This window comes from Promicromonospora sp. MEB111 (assembly GCF_030209445.1).
GTDB lineage: Bacteria > Actinomycetota > Actinomycetes > Actinomycetales > Cellulomonadaceae > Promicromonospora.
The window spans coordinates 41889-63650 of record NZ_JARVSD010000007.1 but is presented as its reverse complement, the minus strand read 5'-3'; the positions used below and the strand labels follow the sequence as shown (position 1 = coordinate 63650).

20 protein-coding genes are annotated in these 21762 nt (G+C 68.8%); 16 read left to right on the top strand and 4 right to left on the bottom strand.

What is annotated here, in order from left to right; all coding sequences use genetic code 11:
- The first annotated feature begins 164 nt into the window (after positions 1 to 164).
- Together QRN56_RS07105 and QRN56_RS07100 are read left to right on the top strand one after the other, a co-directional pair.
- Entirely contained in the window at positions 165 to 1409 is a 1245-nt protein-coding gene (locus QRN56_RS07105; protein ID WP_285102107.1) for a fumarylacetoacetate hydrolase family protein, read from the top strand.
- A 183-nt stretch (positions 1410 to 1592) separates the two neighbouring features.
- Positions 1593 to 2627 carry an alpha/beta fold hydrolase gene (locus QRN56_RS07100; RefSeq protein WP_285102106.1) on the top strand — a complete coding sequence of 345 codons (1035 nt, stop codon included), beginning with the start codon at positions 1593 to 1595 and terminating at the stop codon, positions 2625 to 2627.
- Positions 2628 to 2683: 56 nt separating this feature from the next.
- Here the strand turns inward: QRN56_RS07100 and QRN56_RS07095 are convergent, their stop codons facing one another.
- Positions 2684 to 3142: a methylglyoxal synthase gene (locus tag QRN56_RS07095; RefSeq protein ID WP_285102105.1), complete on the bottom strand. Its 459-nt coding sequence runs from the start codon at positions 3140 to 3142 to the stop codon at positions 2684 to 2686.
- Positions 3143 to 3690: 548 nt separating this feature from the next.
- On the opposite strand from QRN56_RS07095, the gene QRN56_RS07090 reads away from it, so the two are divergent.
- The 6 genes from QRN56_RS07090 (at position 3691) to QRN56_RS07065 (ending at position 8928) form a co-directional block, all read left to right on the top strand.
- Positions 3691 to 4611, top strand: coding sequence for a carbon-nitrogen hydrolase family protein (locus QRN56_RS07090; RefSeq protein ID WP_285102104.1), 921 nt, complete (start codon positions 3691 to 3693; stop codon positions 4609 to 4611).
- Complete coding sequence (locus QRN56_RS07085) at positions 4608 to 5378, top strand: ABC transporter ATP-binding protein (protein ID WP_285102103.1); 771 nt, start codon at positions 4608 to 4610, stop codon at positions 5376 to 5378. Before QRN56_RS07090 ends, QRN56_RS07085 begins: the two co-directional genes overlap by 4 nt.
- 14 nt (positions 5379 to 5392) lie before the next feature.
- A complete protein-coding gene (locus QRN56_RS07080) occupies positions 5393 to 6217 on the top strand; it encodes an ABC transporter permease (RefSeq protein WP_285102102.1) in 825 nt (274 codons plus the stop codon).
- 8 nt (positions 6218 to 6225) lie between these two features.
- Positions 6226 to 7269: an ABC transporter substrate-binding protein gene (locus QRN56_RS07075; protein WP_285102101.1), complete on the top strand. Its 1044-nt coding sequence runs from the start codon at positions 6226 to 6228 to the stop codon at positions 7267 to 7269.
- 61 nt (positions 7270 to 7330) lie between these two features.
- Positions 7331 to 7522 carry a hypothetical protein gene (locus QRN56_RS07070; RefSeq protein WP_285102100.1) on the top strand — a complete coding sequence of 64 codons (192 nt, stop codon included), beginning with the start codon at positions 7331 to 7333 and terminating at the stop codon, positions 7520 to 7522.
- Positions 7522 to 8928, top strand: coding sequence for an amidase (locus QRN56_RS07065; protein ID WP_285102099.1), 1407 nt, complete (start codon positions 7522 to 7524; stop codon positions 8926 to 8928). Before QRN56_RS07070 ends, QRN56_RS07065 begins: the two co-directional genes overlap by 1 nt.
- On the opposite strand, the gene QRN56_RS07060 is transcribed toward QRN56_RS07065, so the two are convergent.
- Positions 8904 to 9671, bottom strand: a complete 768-nt coding sequence (locus tag QRN56_RS07060) for a GntR family transcriptional regulator (protein ID WP_285102098.1) — start codon at positions 9669 to 9671, stop codon at positions 8904 to 8906. The genes QRN56_RS07065 and QRN56_RS07060 overlap by 25 nt on opposite strands.
- 326 nt (positions 9672 to 9997) lie before the next feature.
- Positions 9998 to 10825 (bottom strand): BtpA/SgcQ family protein, encoded by an 828-nt coding sequence (locus QRN56_RS07055; RefSeq protein ID WP_285102097.1) that lies wholly within the window; start codon positions 10823 to 10825, stop codon positions 9998 to 10000.
- 150 nt (positions 10826 to 10975) lie between these two features.
- On the opposite strand from QRN56_RS07055, the gene QRN56_RS07050 reads away from it, so the two are divergent.
- The 8 genes from QRN56_RS07050 to QRN56_RS07015 all read left to right on the top strand — a co-directional run bounded on the left by QRN56_RS07050 (position 10976) and on the right by QRN56_RS07015 (position 20467).
- Positions 10976 to 11809, top strand: coding sequence for a DeoR/GlpR family DNA-binding transcription regulator (locus QRN56_RS07050; RefSeq protein ID WP_285102096.1), 834 nt, complete (start codon positions 10976 to 10978; stop codon positions 11807 to 11809).
- Positions 11810 to 12076: 267 nt separating this feature from the next.
- Positions 12077 to 13228, top strand: a complete 1152-nt coding sequence (locus QRN56_RS07045; protein ID WP_285102095.1) for an extracellular solute-binding protein — start codon at positions 12077 to 12079, stop codon at positions 13226 to 13228.
- A 145-nt stretch (positions 13229 to 13373) separates the two neighbouring features.
- Positions 13374 to 14234 (top strand): carbohydrate ABC transporter permease, encoded by an 861-nt coding sequence (locus QRN56_RS07040; protein ID WP_285102094.1) that lies wholly within the window; start codon positions 13374 to 13376, stop codon positions 14232 to 14234.
- A 49-nt stretch (positions 14235 to 14283) separates the two neighbouring features.
- A complete protein-coding gene (locus tag QRN56_RS07035) occupies positions 14284 to 15093 on the top strand; it encodes a carbohydrate ABC transporter permease (protein WP_285102093.1) in 810 nt (269 codons plus the stop codon).
- 4 nt (positions 15094 to 15097) lie between these two features.
- Complete coding sequence (locus QRN56_RS07030; RefSeq protein WP_285102092.1) at positions 15098 to 16519, top strand: amidase; 1422 nt, start codon at positions 15098 to 15100, stop codon at positions 16517 to 16519.
- The gene (atzF, locus tag QRN56_RS07025) at positions 16516 to 18216 is read left to right on the top strand and encodes an allophanate hydrolase (protein ID WP_285102091.1); all 1701 of its coding nucleotides are present in this window, start codon (positions 16516 to 16518) and stop codon (positions 18214 to 18216) included. The genes QRN56_RS07030 and atzF overlap by 4 nt, the downstream gene beginning before the upstream one ends.
- Positions 18213 to 19697: an FGGY-family carbohydrate kinase gene (locus QRN56_RS07020; RefSeq protein WP_285102090.1), complete on the top strand. Its 1485-nt coding sequence runs from the start codon at positions 18213 to 18215 to the stop codon at positions 19695 to 19697. The genes atzF and QRN56_RS07020 overlap by 4 nt, the downstream gene beginning before the upstream one ends.
- The gene (locus tag QRN56_RS07015; protein ID WP_285102089.1) at positions 19631 to 20467 is read left to right on the top strand and encodes an SDR family NAD(P)-dependent oxidoreductase; all 837 of its coding nucleotides are present in this window, start codon (positions 19631 to 19633) and stop codon (positions 20465 to 20467) included. The genes QRN56_RS07020 and QRN56_RS07015 overlap by 67 nt, the downstream gene beginning before the upstream one ends.
- 375 nt (positions 20468 to 20842) lie before the next feature.
- Here QRN56_RS07015 and QRN56_RS07010 read toward each other — a convergent pair whose 3' ends face one another.
- Positions 20843 to 21661 (bottom strand): alpha/beta fold hydrolase, encoded by an 819-nt coding sequence (locus tag QRN56_RS07010; protein WP_285102463.1) that lies wholly within the window; start codon positions 21659 to 21661, stop codon positions 20843 to 20845.
- Between the last annotated feature and the right edge of the window lie 101 nt (positions 21662 to 21762).

Sequence of the window (21762 nt, the reverse complement as noted above, 5' to 3'; positions counted from 1 at the left end):
CGCCCCTGCCGCCCCGACGGCAACGCGTGGTCCGGCGTGTGTCGTTGTCGCCGGTACCGGCGTACGGGCCACACGCACCGGATGGGTGATGATCCGGGACGGCATGCCTTCCTACCTTCGGGCCACCGCCGGAACACGGCACCACCCGAACGAGGAGATTCACCATGCGCACCATGTCCCGCCGCCGGAAGGCGGCCACGATCAGCGTCAGCGTCGCGGCCGGCCTGGCCGTCGCTGCCGTCGGCTCCTACGCCGTCGTCCGTGCGATCCCGGCCGAGTTCCCGCTCGTCTACTCCGAGAAGATCGAGCCGGGTGTCACACAGGCCGTCGACATCGCCGACCCCGCCACCGCCCTGACCTTCGCCCGTGTCGATACCGGGGCCGGCCCGACGGTCCTGGCCGTCACCGGGTACGCGGACCACGAGATCACGGGAGTCGACATCAACGCGGCGGCCGGCACCGCCTTCACCGATCCGATCGCGGCCTTCGACACGCTCGGCTACCCGGCGCTCCAGGAGATCGCCACCGACACCGCGCTGCGGCGAGCGACCGTCTCCTCCGCCGAGGTGCTCACCGCGATCGACACCCACTCCGACCACATCGGCACCGGCACCAACTACGTCGAGCACCAGGCGGAGGCGACCATCGAGGAGCCCTACCTGTTCCCGAAGGTGGGCGCCCTGACCGACTCGAACGAGCCGCTGCCGGCTGGTGAGGGCGGCCTGCTGGACTACGAGGTCGAGCTCGGCCTGGTCGCGCTCGACGACATCACCGCCGAGACCGGAACCCCCGAGCACATGGGACTCGTGCTCAGCAACGACTGGACCGACCGCGAGCTGCTCGTCAGCCAGATCGAGGTCGACAACCTCACCGGTGGTGCCGGCTTCACCAACGCGAAGAGCCAGCCCGGGTTCTTCAGCACCGGCGACCTGTTCGTCATCCCCGCCGACTGGCAGTCGTACTACAAGGACCTGGAGCTCGACCTCTTCGTCAACGGCGACCTGCGCCAGCGCGCCCACCCCGTCGACATGGTCTGGGACGCCCCGACCGTCATCGAGATGGTTCTCACCATCGGCGACCGCACCTGGGACAGCGACGGCGAGCAGATCCCGCTGACTCCCGAGGCCGGCGTGATCTCGCGGGGCACGGTCATCCAGAGCGGCACCCCGGAGGGTGTGATCTACCGCGCCCCGGACACGCGTCAGCGGTTCCTGGGCTTCATGGAGTGGGCCGGAAGCCTGGGCACCAACGCCGAGAGCGTCGTCGCGTCCGCCCTGGACGTCTACGTCCGGGACGCCCACGAGGCCGGCGTCTACCTCCAGCCGGGGGACGAGATCGTCACCCGCGCCGAAGGCCTCGGGCAGATCTTCACCACCATCGTCCCGGGACCGCGCTCCGAGACCGAGTAGGCGCCCGGAGCGGTGCGGCATGCCGGGTCTCCACCTCGCGGTGATCGCAGGGGCGGACACCGGCGAGACTTCCGGCCCAATCGGTCCGTAAGTCTTGCCGTGCGGCGCGCCCCATGATGCACTTATGTCTCGCTCGGTACAGAAGTGGCTGGGGTGACCTCACCCTGAAGAACTGGAGACACGATGAAGATGCGATCACTCGGCATCGGGGGAGCCGTCGCGGCCACGCTCGCGACGACGGCCCTGCTGCTGCCCGGTGCCGCGCCCGACCGGGGCGCGGCACCGGTAGCCGTCGAGACCGTGGCGGTGTCGGCGGGCTCGTCCGCCTCGGCGGCGTCGGCCGCCGGGCACCGCGACGCCCGCCCGCCGACGGGGTACACGTCGCAGTACGCGCAGGTCAACGGCTTCCGCATGCACTACCTGCGAGGCGGCAGCGGGTCGCCCGTCGTGCTGCTGCACGGCTTCCCGCAGACCTGGGCCGAGTGGACCGACCAGCTCGGTCCGCTCGCCGAGGACCACACCGTGATCGCGGTGGACCTGCGGGGGACCGGGGACTCCGGCGTCCCGCAGGGCGGCTACGACACCACGCAGCTGGCCAAGGACGTCCATGCGCTGCTCACCCGGCTCGGCCTGAACGACGGGGTGCAGATCGTCGCCCACGACATCGGGGCATGGGTCGCCTACCCGTACGCCGCCATGTGGCCGGACGAGGTGGAGCGCATGGCACTCATGGAGGGGCCCATCCCCGACGAGACGATCTACGAGTACCCGGCCCTGAACGCCGACGGCGGTCCGTCGATCTGGCACTACGGGTTCTTCCAGCAGGACATCTCCGAGGGGCTGGTCGCCGGGAACGAGCGTGAGCTGGTCGAGGGGTTCATCGGCCAGTTCCTGGGCGACGAGTCGGCGTTCTCGCCGGCGGACTACGAGTTCTACGCCCGGTACCTGCGCGAGCCCGGTCGCTGGGACGCGTGGCTGAAGATGTACCGGGCGCTGCACGTGAACGTCGAGCAGAACGCGCGGTTCCGGGCCGACGGGCCGCTGACCATGCCCGTCCTCGCGATCGGCGGCGAGAAGTCACTCGGCGCGAGCATCGGTGACCAGCTCGAGAAGTACGCGAGCGACGTCGACACCCGGGTCCTGGAGGGTTCCGGGCACTGGGTCACCGAGGAGCGGCCCCAGGCGCTGACGGATCTGCTGCGCGCGTTCCTGCGATAGCCCCTGCGATCTCGGCACATTGAACCGTGGACGGGCGTGGAGGTTGATCGGTCGGCTCAGGCGAGAGCTTCGGGGGTCCGGTCCCAGTCGCGGGGCGTGAGGTCGGGCCGGCGGTTCTCGTAGTCGCTCGACAGGAGCGGAGAGGAGATGATCATGTCCGCGGTGGCCACGTTGCAGGCCATCGGCACGTTCCATACGGCGCCGATCCGTAGGAGCGCCTTGACGTCGGGGTCGTGCGGCTGGGCTTCGAGCGGGTCCCAGAAGAAGATCAGCATGTCGAGGCTGCCTTCGGCGATCCGGGCCCCGATCTGCTGGTCCCCGCCGACCGGGCCGGACAGGAACCGGTGCACGGGAAGACCAAGCTCGTACTCGAGCATCGTCCCGGTGGTGCCGGTCGCGTAGAGCTGGTGCTCGGCGAGGGTGTCCCGGTTGTACTCGGCCCAGCGCAGCAGCTCGACCTTCATGTTGTCGTGCGCGACCAGGGCGATATGACGTTGCTTGACGGCCGGGTTCATCGTGACCTCCGATCGGCGGCGGCGCGGGTTGTGGCACTCGCCCCGTCGCAAGCGTCGTACTCGAAGTATCTGGCTGCTGCCGGTGGTTGTCACCCGGGTCGGCTGCGCGTCCCTCACCGCGGAGCGCTCGATGAGCCCAAGGAGCCGGGGCCTCCGAGCCCCAGCTCGGAGGCCCCAGCTCCTGCCCGAGCAAGGGCCCAGACCCCTCGCTCGGGTCCCGGCCCGGGGGCATCTCCCGAGCCTCTGCCCTGCCGGGAGCCTACGTGGGTCGTGGGTCGTGAGTTCGGTCTGGGACGGGTGAAACAACCGACGACGCGGATGGTCGACCTGCTCGGCGCCAGTTTCGGTCTTGAGCCGCAATCCACCTCAGGGTCGGCGTTGGTGGCGGAGCGGCGGTCGAATGGAGCAAAAGCGCAGGTCAGTGCGGTGTGTCGGGCCTGGTGAGATGGCTTAACCATGGAGAAATCCCGTTCGCACGGCCGGGAAACACCAGCCCCGAAGACTCGATGCGGTCGGCAGGACGTCGGCATCGCGTCACGGAGGGGCACATGGCACAACGGTCGATCACGGTGGCATCCGCCGCCATCGAGGTGCAGTGGGATCCGGCGGCGAACCTCGCTCGATGTGAGGTCGAGATGCGCGAGGCGGCCCGCCAGGGCGCAGATCTGCTGGTCCTGCCGGAGCAGGCGTTGCAGGGGTATCTGCCCGACACGCTCTCGCTCGACCTCGACCACGTCGGCTACCAGCAGGAGCACGCCGAACCGCTCGACGGTCCGTCGGTGCGGCACATGGCCGCGCTGGCCTCGCAGCTCGGCCTGCACGTCATCTTCGGTATGACCGAACGCGACCCCCGCAGCCCGCACGTGCTGTACAACACCGCGGTCCTTCTCGGGCCGGGCGGCCTGGTCGGCAGCTACCGCAAGGTGCATCAGCCCGGCGACGAGAAGCACGTCTACTGGCCGGGCGACGACTTTCCTGTGTTCGACACCGAGCTCGGTCGGATCGGGATGCTGATCTGCTACGACAAGTGCTTCCCCGAGACCACCCGAGCCCTCGCGCTGCGCGGTGCGCAGATCCTCGTGATGCCGACTGCCTGGGCCTACCAGGATGCGGTCTGCGACCCCGCCACCGACCCGATGGTCGACTACTACACGCTCTTCGGCCGGGTACGAGCGCTGGAGAACCAGTGCTGGTTCGTCGGCTCCAACCTCGTCGGCTCGCTCGGACGCCTGCAGTACCACGGCCACAGCCGCATCATCGACCCGCTCGGCCGCATCGTCGCCGACACCGGGCCGGAGGCCGGGCTCGCTGTCGCCGAGATCGACGTCACAGGCTCGATCGGCCGCGCCCGTAGCCGCGGCTACATCGCCTACGACTTCCTCAAGGACTACATCCCGATCGACGCGGGCGGCGCGATCAGCCGCTCGACGGTCCCGACCGCAGCACTCGAAGGCAGGTGGACGGCATGAGCGTCCTCGACATCACACGCGTCTCGAAGAGGTACACGCAGGACGGCCCGGAGGTACTCAAGGACATCAGCTTCCGTGCGGAGAAGAACGAGTTCGTCACGATCGTCGGCCCGTCCGGCTGCGGCAAGTCGACCCTGTTCAACATCGTGGCCGGCCTCCTGCCCCCGACCCAGGGCGAGGTCCGCCTCGACGGCGAGGTCGTCACCGGCACGACGACGCCGCACATCGGCTACGTGCTGCAGAAGGACCTCCTCTTCCCCTGGCTGACCGTGCTCGACAACGTCGGGCTCGGGCTCGAGATCCAGGGGATGCGGCGCCGCGACGCACGCGAGCGAGCGCGCTCGATCTTCGCCGCCTACAACCTCGAGGGCTACGAGGACAAGTACCCCTCAGCGCTCTCCGGCGGTATGCGCCAGCGCGCGGCGCTCATGCGGACCCTGGTCACCGACCCCGACGTGATCCTCATGGACGAGGCCTACAAGGCGCTCGACTACCCGCTGAAGATCCAGCTCGAGAGCGAGCTGCTGCAGACCGTGCGTGAGCGCGGCAAGACCGTCGTCTTCGTCACCCACGACATCGAAGAGGCAGTGACCCTGTCCGACCGCGTCTACGTGCTCAAGGCCAGGCCCGGAGAGGTCGTCGCCGAGATCCCGATCGCGTTGACCACCGACACCACACGGATCGACCAACGCCGGCTCGCCCCGGAGTTCAACGACTACTACGAAGCCATCTGGACGAGCATCGGCCGAGCGCCGATCGCCGCGTGAAGGAAGACCCACGCATGACCACACTCGACATCGCAGACGACCGAGTCGTCCGGGCTCCTTCCACAGCCACCGGACGGCGCGCCACCACCTACCGCACCCTGCTGATCACGCTGCAGGCCGCCATCGCCATCGCGCTCCTCGCGACGTGGGAGATCGGTGCGAGCACCGGTGCCGTGAACACCTTCCTGTTCTCCAGCCCCAGCCGAGTCGGCCAGGTGCTCGTCGAACGCTGGCAGAGCGGCGACCTGCTCCTCGACGTCGGCACCACCGCACTGGAGGTCGCGCTCGGCTTCGTCATCGGCGCCGTCGGCGGCTCCGCGATCGGTCTCCTGCTGTGGTACTCGAAGTTCGTCGCCGACCTCAGCGCCCCCTTCATCGCCGCGATCGGCAGCATCCCCGTCCTGGCCATCGCACCGATGACGATCATCTGGTTCGGCACCGGACTCGAGTCCAAGATCGTCATCGTCGCCTTCTCCTGCGTCGTCGTGTCGCTGACCACCTCCTATCGCGGCGCGCGCATGGCCGACCAGGACCTGCTCAACCTCGTCCGCTCCTTCGGCGGCAACCGCGGCACGGCCTTCCGCCGAGTCGTCGTACCCGCCTCGATGACCTGGGTCGTACAGGCCCTGAAGCTCAACGTGGGCTTCGCGATCGTCGGCGCGATCGTCGGCGAATACATCTCGTCCAACGCCGGCATCGGCCACATGATCCTGCTCGGCAGCTCGAACTTCAGCGTCAACATCGTGCTCGCCGGACTCGCCCTCGTGATGGTCATGGTGCTCGCCTTCACCCTGATCGTCTCCGGCATCGAACGCATCCTCCTTCGATGGGAAAAGTAAGGAACACCATGAAGCTCCACGGCAACCGTCATCTCGCCGCACTCGCGGCCGGCGCCCTCGCCCTGGCCGCAGCGGGCTGCGGCGCGCAAGGCACCAGCGCCAGCGCGGGCACAGACCCGGGCTCGAACGAGGTCGTCATCAACCAGGCATTCCAGTCGCTGCTCTACCTGCCCCTGTACGTGGCCCAGGAGCAGGGGTACTTCGAGGACGAGGGCGTCGACGTCACGATCGACACCGGTGGCGGCGGCACCCAGTCGTGGTCCGCGGTGCTCGGCGGCTCGGCCGACTTCTCGATCCAAGACCCGGTGTTCGTCCCCAAATCGCATGAGCAGGGGGGCGAGGGCGTGGTCGTCGCCGCCGTGCAGAACGCCCCGACCGTGTTCATCATCGGCCAGGACGACACCGACCTGCAGGACGACCTGTCCTTCCTCGACGGCAAGCGAGTGGTGACCAGCCCCGAGCCGGACACGACCTGGGCGTTCATGACCTACCTCGCGCAGCAGAACGACATAGACGTGGAGATCGTCAACGTCGCGATCGGCAACGAGCTCGCCGCCGTCCAGTCCGGACAGGCCGACTACGCACTCGCGGTCGACCCCCAGGTCGCCCAGGGCGAAGCGATGGGCCTGACGAGCGTGTACTCCTTCTCGGCCGACGAGGACTGGTCGCCCTTCGCCTTCTCGAGCCTCACCACGACGCAGGCGTACATCGACGAGAACCCGGAGGCGGCGCAGGGCGTCGTGACCGCGTTCGAGCGTGCGAGCCGGTCGATCTACGCCGATCCCAACCGGGCGATCGAGATCGCGCAGGAGTACTTCAGCGATCTCGACGACGACGTGATCGCGACCTCCGTCAACCGCGAGATCGAAGCCAAGGGGTATCCCGAGACGGTGCTCGTCACCCCTGAGTCGTGGGACAACAACCTGGAGATCGCCCTGTACGCGGGCAACGTCGAGGACTACCCCTCGGACGCGACGAGCTACGAGACGAACGTGAACACCGAGCTCGCCGAGCAGGCCGCAACCGCGGCCGACGAAGCGGGTACCGAGTGAACCACCGGGTGCCGGTACCAGAGGTCTGCGCCGGCACCCGGCTGCCAGAAGGGTGTTGAGCATGGACGCACACCAGGTAAGAGCACTGCTACGCGAGCACGGCGTACACCTCGACGGTGGTGAGGCCGAGGCGGCGACGGTCGAGCTCGCGCAGGACTGGCTGGCGCGAGCAGCCCGGGTACGGGTGGTCGCGGAGCGCGTGATCCCAGCCGGTGAACCGCCGATCACCGTCGTGACGACGGGGGACCGCTGATGCAGGAGCTGCTGGACCTGTCCATCGCCGAGCTCGCAGCCGGGCTGCGACGACGCGAGTACAGCGTCGTCGACGTGGTCTCCGCGTCCCTCACACGGATCGAGCAGACCACCGAGCTCGCGGCGTACGTCGACGTCTACGCCGATCGAGCCCTGAAGATCGCCCAGGCGCACCAGACGTTGCTCGGCAACGGGATCGACCTCGGCCCGTTGCACGGAGTACCGATCGCGGTGAAGGACAACATCGACGTCGAGGGCACGCTCACCGCCGCAGGCAGCCGCATCCTGCAGGGCAACCTCTCGGAGGAGGACGCGACGGTGGTGGCACGCCTGCGCAAACGGGGTGCGATCATCGTCGGGACGACGAACCTGCACGAGTTCGCCTGGGGCGGCACGACGGACAACCCGCACTTCGGCAGGACCCGTAATCCCTGGGACCTGAGCCGGAGCCCTGCGGGTTCGAGCGGCGGTTCGGGTGCGGCGGTCGCGGCACGCACCGTGTTCGCCGCGCTCGGCACCGACACGGGCGGTTCGGTGCGCCTGCCGGCCTCGATGAACGGGGTCACGGGCATCCGGCCGGGGATAGGCCGGGTCAGCAACGCGGGCGTCTACCCGTTGGCATGGTCGCTCGACACGGTCGGCCCGCTCGCGGGCAGCGCGCAGGACTGTGCCGTGCTGCTGGACGCCATGAGCGGCCACGACGTCCGCGACCCGCAGTCGTACGGGCACCCGACCGCCGGCCTTGCCGGCGTGCGGGAGCGAATGCAGCGGGGAGCGCGCATCGGCGTCGTCTCCGGCGTCAGCCGCGTCCAGCTCCAGCCTGCTGTGCTCGAGGCCTTCGACAACACTCTCGTCCTGCTCGAACGGCTCGGGGCGAGCGTGCACGAGGTCGAGATCCCCGACCTCGAAGCTGTCGTCGACGCTCTGGTGATCGTGGACGCCGTCGAACCGAGCGCCCACCACGCGCCCTGGTTACGGAGCCGTCCCGCGGACTACGGCGCCGACGTACGAGCCAACCTCGAGGCCGGGCTCGTCATCCCAGCGGTCGACTACGTGCAGGCCCAGCGGTATCGCGCCCACGTGCGACGCCACTTCATCGCCGCGTTCGAACAGGTCGACGTGCTCGTCACTCCGACACTGCCGTTCACCGCTCCCGGCGTGGGGCAGACGAGCATCGAGATCGACGGTGTCGAACGCGACGTCCTGACCAGCCTGATGCGGTTCACCGCGCTCGCGAGCGTTCCCGGCCTGCCGGCGATGAGCCTGCCCATCGGGTTCGACCCGGACGGCTTGCCCATCGGTCTGCAGGTGATCGGCCCGCCCGACGACGAGGCAGGGGTGCTGCGGGTCGGCGCGATGCTGCAGTCGCAGACCGACTGGCATCAGTGCCGACCGTCGCTCGCCTGACCATCGACGAAGGGCCTGCGCTGGAAGTGGTTGACGATGTGGATCTGATCGGCGCGGTAGTAGCCGGTGGCGATCTCGATCAGCGTGCCGTCGGACCTGTAGGTCTTGCGGTGCTGCAGCATCGTCGGATCGCCGACCTCGAGGCGCAGCAGCTCCGCGACTCCGGCGTCCGCACGCGCCGCCCCGGTGGTCACGACCGCCTCACCGAGCTCGTGGCCGAAGGACTCCAGGTAGGCGAACGTCCCGCCGCCAAGGCTCGGCGAGTCGACGGGAGGTCGTTCGAGCCCGAGGTCCGTGCGGAGGAAGGATGACCAGAGCACGAGCGGCTCCGGCCCCATGGTCAACCGCTCCCAGCGGATGACTCGATCGCCCGGTTCGAGCTCGAGCTGCTCGGCGACGGCCGGCGTCGGGTCGAGCTCGCTCCAGTCGATGAGGCGGTAGAAGACGAGACGTTCGGTCAGGTTCGTCTCGCCGTCCTCACCGATCGCGCGCAGAGAGTTGAGCTGGTGCAGCAGGACGTGCGTGGTCGGCTGGGTGCCCTGCCCCGGTATGCGTCGCAGCAGGTTCTCCTGCACGAGCACGGCGAGCGCTTCGCGTACGACGTTCCTGCCGACGCCGAACCGTACTGCCAGCTCGTCCTCGGCCGGCAGAGACCGCCCCCAGGCACCCGCGATGATCTTGGCGCGGATGACATCGCGGACGAGGCGAGCACGGTGGTGTCGACGATCGAGGTAGCTCGTCACGGTGGATCCCTGGATTGCCGGTCGAGGTGTGCGGCCCGGGCCCAGCAACGCGAGGGCGGCGCCGGGGCGCCGCTGCACCACGCACCATACCGTGGCGCTGCCGCACCGTCGGGCGAGTGCACGGAGTGCGCCCCCCAGGCAGGTCCTCCTCCAGGCGATCCGGTCCTCGCCCGCGCTGAGCGAGCACGCCGCGCGCGAGGCGCTGGTCGCGCTGAACGGAGGTGCCCACGTCGGGGTCGGCGTCCACGACGCCGACCCCGGTGGTCCAGCTCTGCGGGGTGGCCCGGAACTGAGGACCGGCGCTGCACCGATGGGCAAGGGATCGCTCAGGCTGATGCGAGGAAGCCGGAGCGAAGCGAGCGGACGGCGGACATCAGCTCTTCGACGCGGCTGGAGTCTGCCTCGTTCTCGAAGATGCCTTCGGACTTGAAGTACGTGCCCACGACGGCGCCGTCGGCGACGCCGAGTACCTGCTCGACGGTTTCCGCGCGCACGCCTGTGTTCACGAAGACCGGGGTGTGGCCGGCGTTCGCCTTGACGATGCGAAGCGCCTCGATGTCCGTCGGGGCGCCCGCCGTGGGCCCGGATACGCAGAGCGCATCGGGCGCGGTGGCGAACACGGTGGTCCGGGTGATGGATGCCAGATCCCGTTCGGCGACGTACTGCGCGGACTCGGGGACGATGTTGTACAGCAGGCGCACGTTGTCGGCTCCGATGCGGTGTCGGTGACGGGCGATCTCGCCGACGTTGGTGTCCCACATGCCGAAGTCGCTCGCGTACACGCCGGTGAAGATCTCGCGCACCCAACGGGCGCCGGTGGCCACCGCCAGGTCGATCGATGCGCGTGCGTCCCACAGGACGTTGACGCCGTAGGGGATCGTGACGTCGTCCAGGAGCTCGCCGATGACGCGGGCCATGGTGATGGCGGTGATCGGCTCGGTCTTGGTGAGGTACGGGAGGCTGAACTCGTTCGAGAACATCACGCCGTCCACCCCGCCCTCCTGGAGTGCGGCGAGCTCCCGCCGCGCCCGTGAGACGACCGCAGACAGCCCGGCCGTGCTGTCGTAGCCAGGGTCTCCGGGCAGCGCGCTCAGGTGAAGCATCGCGATCACGGGCTTCGGTGCGTCGAAGATCTCGTTCAGCCAGCTGGTCATGCCAGTTCCTTCCATCGAAGCCTGCGCCAGGGGTTACAAATTCACATCTTGAGGCATACGATCGCACACATGACAGCTCAGAGTCGAGATGTAACACCTTCGTAACACCTCGACTGTGAATTTGTAACTCCCTACTTTTAGGTTGGTGCCATGGCAGTCAAGATGCGACGAGCGATCGTCGAAGAGCGCGTGCTCCAGCTCGGCGAGGTCAAGTACGCCGACCTGGCCCGTGAGCTCGAGGTCTCCGAGATGACGATCCGCCGCGACATCGAGCGGTTGGAGGAGCGCGGCGTCGCACGCCGGGTGACCGGTGGTGCCATCGCGGTGACCCGGAAGGTCGACGAACCGTCGTTCCAGACCCGGCTGACCGACGCGATGACCGGGAAGTCACACATCGCCGATGCCGTGGTCGAGATGCTCCTTCCCGGGGAGACCGTCATCCTCGACAGCGGCAGCACCGTTCTCGCCGTGGCGCGCGCACTGCGCGGCCGCGACCTCGGGCTGACGGTCATCACTCCGAGCATCCTGGCCGCTGTCGAGCTGAGCGAGGAGCCGGGTACCACCGTGATCGTGACCGGCGGCGAACTACGAACCGGCGAGCTCAGCCTGGTCGGACCGGACGCCGCCGAGACTTTCGCGAAGTACAACGCGGACACCTATGTCGCAGGCGTCGCGGGCGTGGATCCGGAGCGAGGCCTTTCCGACTACCACCGTGGTGAGAGCGCGGTGAAGAAGGCAGCGATGTCGGGGAGCGACCGCGTCATCGTCGCCGTCGACAGCAGCAAGCTCGGACGAAGCACGCTGGTCAACATCGCGCCCGCCTCGAGCGCCGACGTCATCATCTGCGACGCGGCGGACGACGACCCGATCGTGCTGGACCTTCGCAGACAAGGCATTGACGTGATCTGCATCGAGAACTCTGACGCCGTCCCCGACCAGGGAACTGACGTCAGGCAAGCTCCCGAGGCCTCGACCGTGGGCTGACGGGGCCGACCGCCAGAGCCGCCGTGCCCCGACGGCTCTGGCGCCGGTGACGGCGACAGCAGCACCAATCACCCGATGAACGGATGCGAAGCATCCGTCAACAGCAAAGGCTATCGAATGATCAGGAAACGGCGCCTCGCGGCGATGGTCGCGGTAGGCATGTCCACAACCCTCGCTCTCGCCGCTTGCGTGACTGGTGGCAGCGACACCCCGGCTCCCGAAGGAGAGGGGGGCTCGCTCGAGGGCAAGAGCCTGACGATGGCGGTCATGAACGACCCCTTCGCGTCAACGCTCCAGAAGTTCGCCAAGGAGTGGGCTGACGAGAACGGGGTCGACTTCCAGGTGGACGTCGTCGGGTACGGCGACCTCGCGACGCGGGTGCGGAGCGACTTCGTCGGCGGCACGGGGAACTTCGACCTGTTCACGATGGACATCGTCTGGACCGGCGAGTTCGCGGAGGCCGGCAACACGGTGGACCTGTCCGACCGGATCGCGCGCGATGCGGACGAGCTGGACCTCGACGACATCTACGACGCCGCGTGGACGCAGGGGGAGTGGGGCGACAAGCAGATCGCCTACCCGCTCGCGGGCTACGTGAACCTGCTCAACTACCGCACCGACGTGCTCGAGCAGGAGGGTTTGCAGGTTCCGGCCACTCTCGAGGACCTCTCCGACGTCGCCCTTGCGATCGGCAACGACGGACCCGTCGCGGGCTGGGTTGCGAACGGGCAGCAGGGACCCGCAGCCGCTCAGGACTGGATGGCGTACTCGTTCCAGTCGGGCGGGCAGATCCTGGACGGAGACGGCAAGCCCGTCATCAACTCCGACGTCAACGTGAAGTCGCTCGAGCTCTATCGCGACCTCTTCGACCAGGCCGCACCGCCCGGCGCGACCGAGTTCGACTGGGGGCAGCGGGAGACCGCCTTCACCCAGGGCCGCGCCGCCACCGTCGAGACGTGGAGCGTGAGCCGCGCCTCCTACGAGGACCCCGACGTCAGCACCATCGCCGGCAACGTGGGAACCGTTCCGGCGCCGATGGCGGCCGGGCTCGACCCCAAGTACGCGTTCGGTGGGTGGGGTCTGGCGATCAACGCCGACAGTGATACCCCTGACGCCGCGTGGGAATTCATCAAGTGGGTCACCTCGCCCGAGGTGCAGAAGCGCTGGGTGGAAGACGGAGCGGGCACGTACATCCGCAAGTCGACGGCCGAGGACCCCGAGCTCACGGCCGAGTTCCCCTTCCAGCCCGTCGTCGCGGAGGCGCTCGCCAACGGCGACGGCGACGCGCGTCCGCGCGTGCCGCAGTACTCCGAGATCGAGAACGCCGTCGGCATCGCCGTGAGCAAGGTGCTCACCAAGGGAGCGACCCCGCAGGAAGCGCTCGATGAAGCGCAAGCGACCGCGGAGGCGCTCTTCTGAGGGCGCCCCGGACCGGAACAGCGAGAGATCTACGAACATGACCATGGTCGAGACGATGGGCGTATCAGCCCAGTCCACCCGCCCGGCACCCTCCAGCCGATCGACGGCTCCGCGCCTTCGGCGGCAGAAGGCTCTGTTTCTCCTGATGCTGGTTGCGCCCGCCGTGCTGTTCGCGCTGGCGGTGTGCGTGTACCCCATCGTCTCGGCCTTCTCGCTGAGCTTCTTCGACTACGACCTCAGACATGCGGCGGTCGCGCCCCAGTTCGTCGGCCTCGACAACTACACCCGCTTCCTCACGGATCCCCTGGGGCAGCAGGCGATCGTCAACACGCTCACGTTCGCCGTCGCCGCTGTCGCCATCGAGCTGGTGCTCGGCCTCGCGATCGCGCTCATGCTGTGGCGTGACACCCGCTTCAACAAGGTGGTCACCGCCCTTTTCCTGGTGCCGGTCGCCTTCACCCCGCTGGTGGGGGCGCTCCTGTTCAAGAACCTCTACTCCACCACGTACGGGCCGCTGGGTGTGATCGTCAACGCGCTGGCGGGCGGCAACCTGGACAGCCTGGTCACCAACCCGGTCACCGCGATGCCGGCGATCATCCTCGTCGACGTGTGGCAGTGGACGCCCCTCATCGCGCTCACGCTCCTGGGCGGCCTGCGCTCACTACCTGACGAGGTGATCGAAGCCGCCTCTCTCGACGGCGCCGGCTACTGGCGCCGGCTGTTCGCCATGGTCCTTCCGCAGCTGTCGAGCTTCATCTTCATCGCCGTGGTCATCCGCACCATGGACGCCTTCAAGGTGTTCGACTCGATCTACGCGATCACCGGGGGCGGTCCCGGGAACGCGACCACCACGCTCAACTACCTCGCCTTCACCGAAGGCCTGCAGTTCTTCAACGTCGGATATGCGTCCGCGATCAGCAACGTCCTCCTGATCATCATCGTCGCGTTCTCGGCGGTATACGTCTTCTCCCTCAACCGCCTCAACCGGAAGTACGAGACGCACTGACATGGCCGCCTACACCGCACTCGTGACGCATCGCGCCTACCGGCGCACGGTGGCTCGCAGCCGACTCAACGCCGCCGCGCTCCTCATCGTCCTCGCGCTGTTCCTCGCTCCAGTCCTGTGGCTGATGGGAACCGCGTTCAAGACCCGAGTGGACATCTACTCCGAGAACCCGTTCGACCTGCTCTTCACCCCGACTCTGTCGAACTTCACCGGCATCTTCGAGCTGTTCGAGCCGGGCCGCCTGCTGGGCAACAGCGTCCTCGTGGCGACGGGAACGACGCTCCTCGCACTCCTGCTCGGTGTGCCCGCCGGATACGCCCTGGCCCGTTCGACGCTGCGCGCCGCGCCCGCAGTTGCCTACGTCTTCCTCTTCCTGCGCATGGTGCCACCCGTCGCGGCACTGATCCCCTTCTACCTCGTCATGCGCGACATCGGCCTGGTCGGGACACAGCTCGCGCTCATCCTCATCAGCGCGGCGCTGAACGTGGGGTTCGTGGTCTGGACCATGTACACGACCTTCCGGGCAGTCCCACCCGACGTGGAGGCCGCCGCAGGCATGGACGGATGCAGCAGATGGGGAGTGTTCTGGCGCATCGCCGTCCCCCTCGGACGCTCGGGAATCCTCACCAGCGCGCTCGCCGTCTTCCTGTTCTCCTGGAACGACTTCTTGTTCGCGTTGCTGCTCACCACCCCGCGCACCGCGACCCTTCCCGTGGGGATGCTCGCCACGGTCGGGAGCGTCGACATCAGCATCGGCCAGATGGGCGCCTTCGCCCAGATCGCCACCATCCCGGTCGTCATCGTGGCGATCGCCCTCAACCGCTACATGGTCTCCGGTGTCATGAAAGGCAGTCACTGATCACATGTCCGAGACACCCCTCTACTACTGGAACGCCACCGAGCTCGCTGCCGCGATCCGCAACCGGACGATCTCGGCCGTCGAGGTCATGCGCGCTCACCTGGAGCGCATCGAGGACGTCAACCCGGTCCTGAACTCGATCGTGGCTCCCATACCGGAGTCGCAAGCACTCGCGGCTGCCGCAGAGGCAGATGCCGCCGTCGCCCGGGGTGACGAGCTGGGTGTGCTGCACGGGCTTCCCACCGCGGTGAAGGACCTGCTCGACGTCGAAGGCCTGCCCACCACCTACGGCTCGGCGGCATTCGCCGACGCGCCCGCGGCCACGCGCGACAGCCTCCTCGTGCACCGGCTGCGTGAGTCCGGCGCGATCGTCATCGGCAAGACGAACACCCCCGAGCACGGGGTGGGCACGCTCACGTTCAACCCGGTCTACGGCATCACCCGCAACCCCTGGGACACGTCCCGCCACGGCGGCGGATCGTCGGGCGCCGGTGCTGCGATCGCATCGGGCATGCTTCCTGTCGCCGACGGATCTGACAGCGGGGGGAGCCTTCGCTACCCCTCCTCGTTCTGCAACACGGTGGGCCTGCGCCCTACCGCGGGGCTCGTGCCCGCAGACGCTCCGGGAAGCGGTTGGTCGCCGCACAGCGTCCTCGGCCCCATGGCAAGGAACTCCCGCGATGCCGGACTGCTGTTGGCTGCGATCTCCGGCCCTGACGTGGCCGCACCCCTGTCGCTCGACCAGGATCCCGCAGCCTTCGCCGACATCCAGCCGCGCTCCGTCGAAGGTGTCCGCATCGCGTGGAGCCACGACGCGGACGGCCTGCCCGTCGACCCCGAGGTGCGTCGCGCCTACGCGGATGCCCGGGACCGCCTGGTCGGCCTCGGGGCGATCGTCGAGGACGTCGAGATCGACTTCTCGGACGCGGACGAGGCTTGGGAGATCGTCGAGATGTTCGGCTTCTTCTCCTTCGGGTGGCCCGGCGTGGAGGCGACTCCCGACCTCTACCGCCCGGACTTCGTGCGCAACGTCCGTCAGGGCGGAGCGTTCACCGCGAAGGAGATCGCGCACGGCCTGGCGCTGCGTACCGAGATCACCCGCCGGACGGCTCGACTGCTGGAGAAGTACGACCTCTTCGTCACACCCGCAACCCCGGTCACGGCACCCGACGCCGAGCTCGAGTGGGTGCACGAGATCGACGGGATCTCGTTCGACCGCTACTTCCACTGGCAGCGCATGGCCAACCGGATCACCATGACGAGCCACCCCGCTCTGATCACGCCCGGAGGGTTCACCGAGTCGGGGATGCCGTTCGGCCTCCAGCTCGTCGCACCCATGCGCCGCGACGCCGACCTCCTGGCGCTGGGCGCGGGCATCGAGGCGGCTACCGGGTTCGTCGACCAGCACCCCACGGGTGTCCGATGACTGACATCACCGCTCGGGAGCGCGCCCTTGCGGCGCTGCAACGGCTCGCGGAGGTCGAGCGACCCGAGGTCTGGATCTCGCTGGCCGAGCCCTCCGAGCTGATCGCCCAGGCCGAGGACATCGACCGTCGGACGGCGGCAGGCGACGACCTTCCGCTCGCCGGGACCGTCATAGCCGTCAAGGACAACATCGACGTCGCCGGCTTCGACACCACCGCCGGCTCGCCTGGTTCTCGCTACCGGCCCGAGCGCGACGCCGAAGCGGTCCGGCTGCTGCGCGCAGCTGGTGCGTTGGTCCTCGGCAAGACGAACATGGACCAGTTCGCAACCGGCCTCGTCGGCACCCGATCCCCCTACGGCGCGGTCCGGGCCGCCCGCGACCCGGAGCTGGTCTCGGGTGGGTCCAGCGCTGGATCGGCGGTCGCCGTCGCCCTGGGGATCGTCGACGCGGCCTTGGGCACGGACACTGCGGGCAGCGGACGTGTTCCGGCAGCATTCAACGGCATCGTCGGGGTCAAACCCACCCTCGGTCTGGTGTCCACGCGGGGAGTCGTGCCCGCGGCGCCGAGCTACGACGCGGTCACGGTGTTCGCCCGTGAGCTCCCCATGGCACAGCGCTGTCTCGCTGCGATGATCGCCGTGGATGAGCTTGATCCGGGCAGTCGTGCCTGGTCGCCGACCGCTCCGCTGGCCGCAGCCGGAACACCCGTGATCGGCATCCCCACGGAGTCGGAGCTCGGCCCGATGACTGCCGCGTGGCGCGCCACGTACCGCGCGACCGTGGAGTACGCCCGCCTGCAGGGCTTCGACGTCGTCGAAGTCAGCATCGCGTCGTTGCTCGAGGCAGCACGCCTGCTCTATGAGGGCGCGCTGGTCGCGGAGCGCACCGCAGCCTTCGGGCATCTTCTTGATCTCGAGCCCGACACGGTGGATGCCACGGTCGCCGGCATCGTCCGGTCGGGATCCGCGCCGTCCGCAGTCCAGCTCGTTCAGGACCAGCAGCGTCTGCGCGCCGAACGCTCACACCTGCGGGCACTCTGGAGGCGAGTGGACGCACTGCTCCTGCCGACCGCGCCCGGCCATCCCACCATCGACGAAGTCCGTGCCCAGCCGGTCGCCCGCAACGCGTGGGTCGGTACCTATACGAACTTCGTCAACCTGCTCGACCTCTCCGCGATCGCGATCCCCGGCGTCGACCCGGTTGGCGTCACGCTGATCGGACCCGCCCACGCCGACCGAGCGCTCCTCGACCTCGCGGCGCGTGTCCTGGGACAGCCTTCCTCGACCGAGTGGATGCCAGAAGCGACCCCGATCGCGGTCTTCGGCGCGCACATGACGGGGGAGTCGCTGAACGGACAGCTCACCGCCCGCGGCGCGCGACTGCGGGGCGCCATCTCCACGGCACCGGAGTACCGCCTCTTCGCACTGGAGACCACCCCGCCGAAGCCTGGGCTCCTCCACGTCGGCGAGGTTCCCGGCGCGACGTCGGTCACCGGCGAGGAGTGGCTCATCCCGCCAGGCAGACTCGCAGAATTCCTCAGCGACCTCGTCGCCCCGATGACCATCGGCCGGGTGACGCTGGCGGACGGACGACGGATCCTCGGATTCCTGTGCGAGCCGGCAGCCCTCGACGACGCGACCGACATCACCGTTCACGGTGACTGGCGACGATTCCTGGCGACGGAGGTTCTCACGTGAGCCGATTCACCATCGGTGTCGACATCGGCACCACGGGAACCAAGACAATCCTCTTCGACGCCGAGCACGGCCTCGTCGCGCAGACCACGCGCGAGTCCGCCCTCTTCTCGCCGCACGCCGGCTGGGCTGAGGCCGACCCGGCGCAGTGGCTGGAGAACGTGTCGTCGTCGATTCGCGAGCTGCTCGCCTCCTCCGGCGTCCGTCCCGCCGACGTCGGCGCCGTCTCGACGTCCGGCATGGTGCCGGCAGTGGTCCTCGCCGACGAATCGGGCAGGCCCCTGCGTCGGGCGATCCTGCAGAACGACGCGCGCGCGACCGCGGAGATCGATCGGCTTGCCGGCCTGCTGCAGGGCGTCGACCTCGTGGGTCTGACCGGATCGGCCCTCACCCAGCAGTCTGTCGCGCCGACCATCGCCTGGCTGGCCGGCAACGAACCTGACGTCCTTTCGCGTACCCGGATGATCCTCGGGTCCTACGACTGGATGCTCGTCGCGCTCGGCGCAGCGCCACATGTCGAGCGGAACTGGGCCCTGGAATCCGGCCTCTACACGATCGACGGGGATCTCGTCCCGGACGTCCTGGCCGCAGGCGACGTCGATGCCCACCTGCTCGCGCCCGTGCTTTCGCCGGGCGACGTCGCCGGGACCCTCTCGCCGGGCATGGCGGAGCAGACCGGGCTGCACCCGGACACCAAGCTCGTGGTCGGCGGTGCCGACCACGTCCTGTCGGCCTTCGCCGCCGGCGTCGAGTCCCACGGCGACTGGCTCGTCAAGCTCGGAGGCGCGGGCGACATCCTCGTCGCGAGCGACCTGCCGCTGCACGACCCGAGGCTCTACCTCGACGCGCACCCGGTGCCGGGGCGGTGGTTGCCCAACGGATGCATGGCAACCAGCGGAAGCCTCATCCGCTGGTACCAGGCCCTGATCGGCGGCGAGTCCCTCACCGTTCTCGACGACGAAGCCGCGCAACGAGAACCCGCCCAGGTGCTGTGCCTTCCGTACTTCCTCGGCGAGAAGAGCCCGCTGCACGACCCCGACCTCCGCGGCACCTTCGCGGGACTGCACCTCGGTCACGACCGCGCGGACCTCTACCGCTCCGTCCTCGAGGCGATCGCCTTCGGCTTCCGGCACCACGTCGAGGTGTTCGACGAGCTGGGAGTCCAGCTCGGCCGCGCATCGATCACGAACGGAGGCAGCAAGTCGATGCTGTGGCGCCGCATCCACGCTGACGTGCTCGGCGCACCCATGCACTCGATCATCGACCACCCCGGCGCGTCCCTGGGCGCCGCGCTCATCGCCGCGGTCGGGACCGGCGAGCTGGACGCCTGGGCCGACACGTCCCGGTTCATCGCACGCGGCGAACCCGTGACCCCGAACCCGGACAATGTCGCCCGATACGACGACGCGTACGCGCAATGGCGGGAGCTGGGGCGAGCCATGGCCCCCATCTCCCACGGAATCGCAAGGAGAACACGATCATGACAAGGACAGTCGTCGTCACCGGAGCTGGATCCGGCATCGGCCGTACGATCGCGAGCACGCTGGCCACCCGCGGATGGCAGGTCGTTGTCACCGACATCGATGCGGACGCCGCTGAACGCTCGGCGCGCGGCCTCCCGGAGATCGGCGGAGCGCGACACGAGTCGGCTCGTCTCGACGTGCGCGACCCGTCGGACGCCGCCGCGGTCGCCGATGACGTCGCCGACCGCCTCGGCCTGGATGCCTGGGTGAGCAACGCCGGGATCTCCTTCATGCAGCGGTTCCTGGAGATGCCCATCGAACGCTACGACCTGACGCTCGACATCAACCTGAAAGGTGTGTTCGTCTGCGGTCAGGCCGCGGCGCGCGCCATGGTGCGGACAGGCGTGCGCGGCGCGATCGTGAACACCGCATCGATGGCTGGGAAGCAGGGACGCGTGCCGTTCCTCGCGGACTACGTCGCGTCGAAGTTCGGCGTCGTCGGACTGACGCAGGCCATGGCGTTCGAGCTCGCCGAGCACGGCATTCGCGTGAACAGCATCTGCCCGGGATACGTCGCCACGCCGATGCAGGACCGCGAGCTCGCCTGGGAGGCCGAGCTACGCGGAACGACCCCCGAAGAGGTGCGTCAGCTCTGGATCGATGACACACCGCTCGGCCGGCTGGAACAGCCCGAGGACGTCGCACGAGTCGTCGCGTTCCTCCTGGGTGAGGACGCCGCATTCGTGACCGGTGAGGCCCTGGCGATCAACGGCGGCGCCTTCATGGACTAGGGCGTACCACGATTCACGAGCGAGCAGGTCGCCGGGACGAGGTCACGGCGCTGCGCTGACCGGTGATCAGCACCACGAGCAGCGGGGCCCGCAGCACACTCCGCTACGGGCCCCCTGCTGCGCTGCCGGCTCGCCTGGAGACAGCCCGCACCCGGTCTCTTGCCCGAAGACGATTGATGGGGGCGACCGGATTCCTCCCACCGCGATTCCAAGCGCCTCACCGGCCGACCGTGTACTCCAACCTGCCGGTTCGGTACACCCGGACGGCCACGCCCTGTTCAGCGATCGGAGGGTGCTTGCGGGCTGGATGCCGTACTGCGCCCCCACCTGCGGGAGACGTGGCCGTGGCCTGAGTTCGTGGCTTGGGCTGGCGGTCTACCGGCAGAGGCTTGGTTCGCCCGCGGTGACAGCCTGGAGGAACGGGAGTGCGTGGGCGACGACGCGTGCGCGGTCGCTGAGCGTCGTCGCGTGGTCGTCGCCCTCCAGCACCACGGTTCGGGCGTTGCTCATCAGGTGCGCCGCTTCCTCGGCGGCCTCCCACCGGGCTCGGTCCCTGTCGCCCGCCAGGAGCAGCGTCGGGGTGGTCAGGTCGCGAAGTCGGGCCGGCGGTATCCCCGGCTCCTGCTCGATCGCGGCGAGCACCGCGCGGAAGGCGTCCGGGTCGTTCGCCTTGAACGCGAGGGCCGTCTGAGGATCGAGCGGTGCTCCCCGGTGGCGTCCCCACCGTTCCACGAACTCGGCCATGCCCCCGAGCCGGAGAGCCTCGTCGAAGTCCGGGAAGAAGACCTCAGCGGGACCTCCGGCGGTACTGCGGTGGGTCCCACCGAGCGAGACGAACGACCTGAGGCGGTCAGGGCAGGTGTCGAGCAGCGTGAAGCCGATCCGTGCCCCGAGCGAGTACCCGAGATAGTGCGCGCGCGGGATCGCCAGCGCGTCAAGGACGGACAGGGCGTCGGCGGCGAACCAGTCCGAGGTGTAGTCGGAGGGCGACGAAGGGCGGCCGCTGCGTCCGTGGCCTCGGAGATCGAGCGTGACGACCTGGTACCCGGCGAGGGCGTCGACGTACCCGAGCCCGCGCCATACCACCTGCGAGAGCCCGGTGCCGTGCACCAGCACGACCGGCTCGCCGTCACCATGGGTGCGGTAGGCGATCGTGGTGCCGTCCGAGGACCGCACCACACCGCGACGCGACATGCTCACCCGCGCAGCCTAGGGGACTGCCGTACGGATGGGTGACACCGGGCACGTGCGAAGCGTCGTCGACGCGATGGCGTACTGCTCGGACTCGTCCCGGC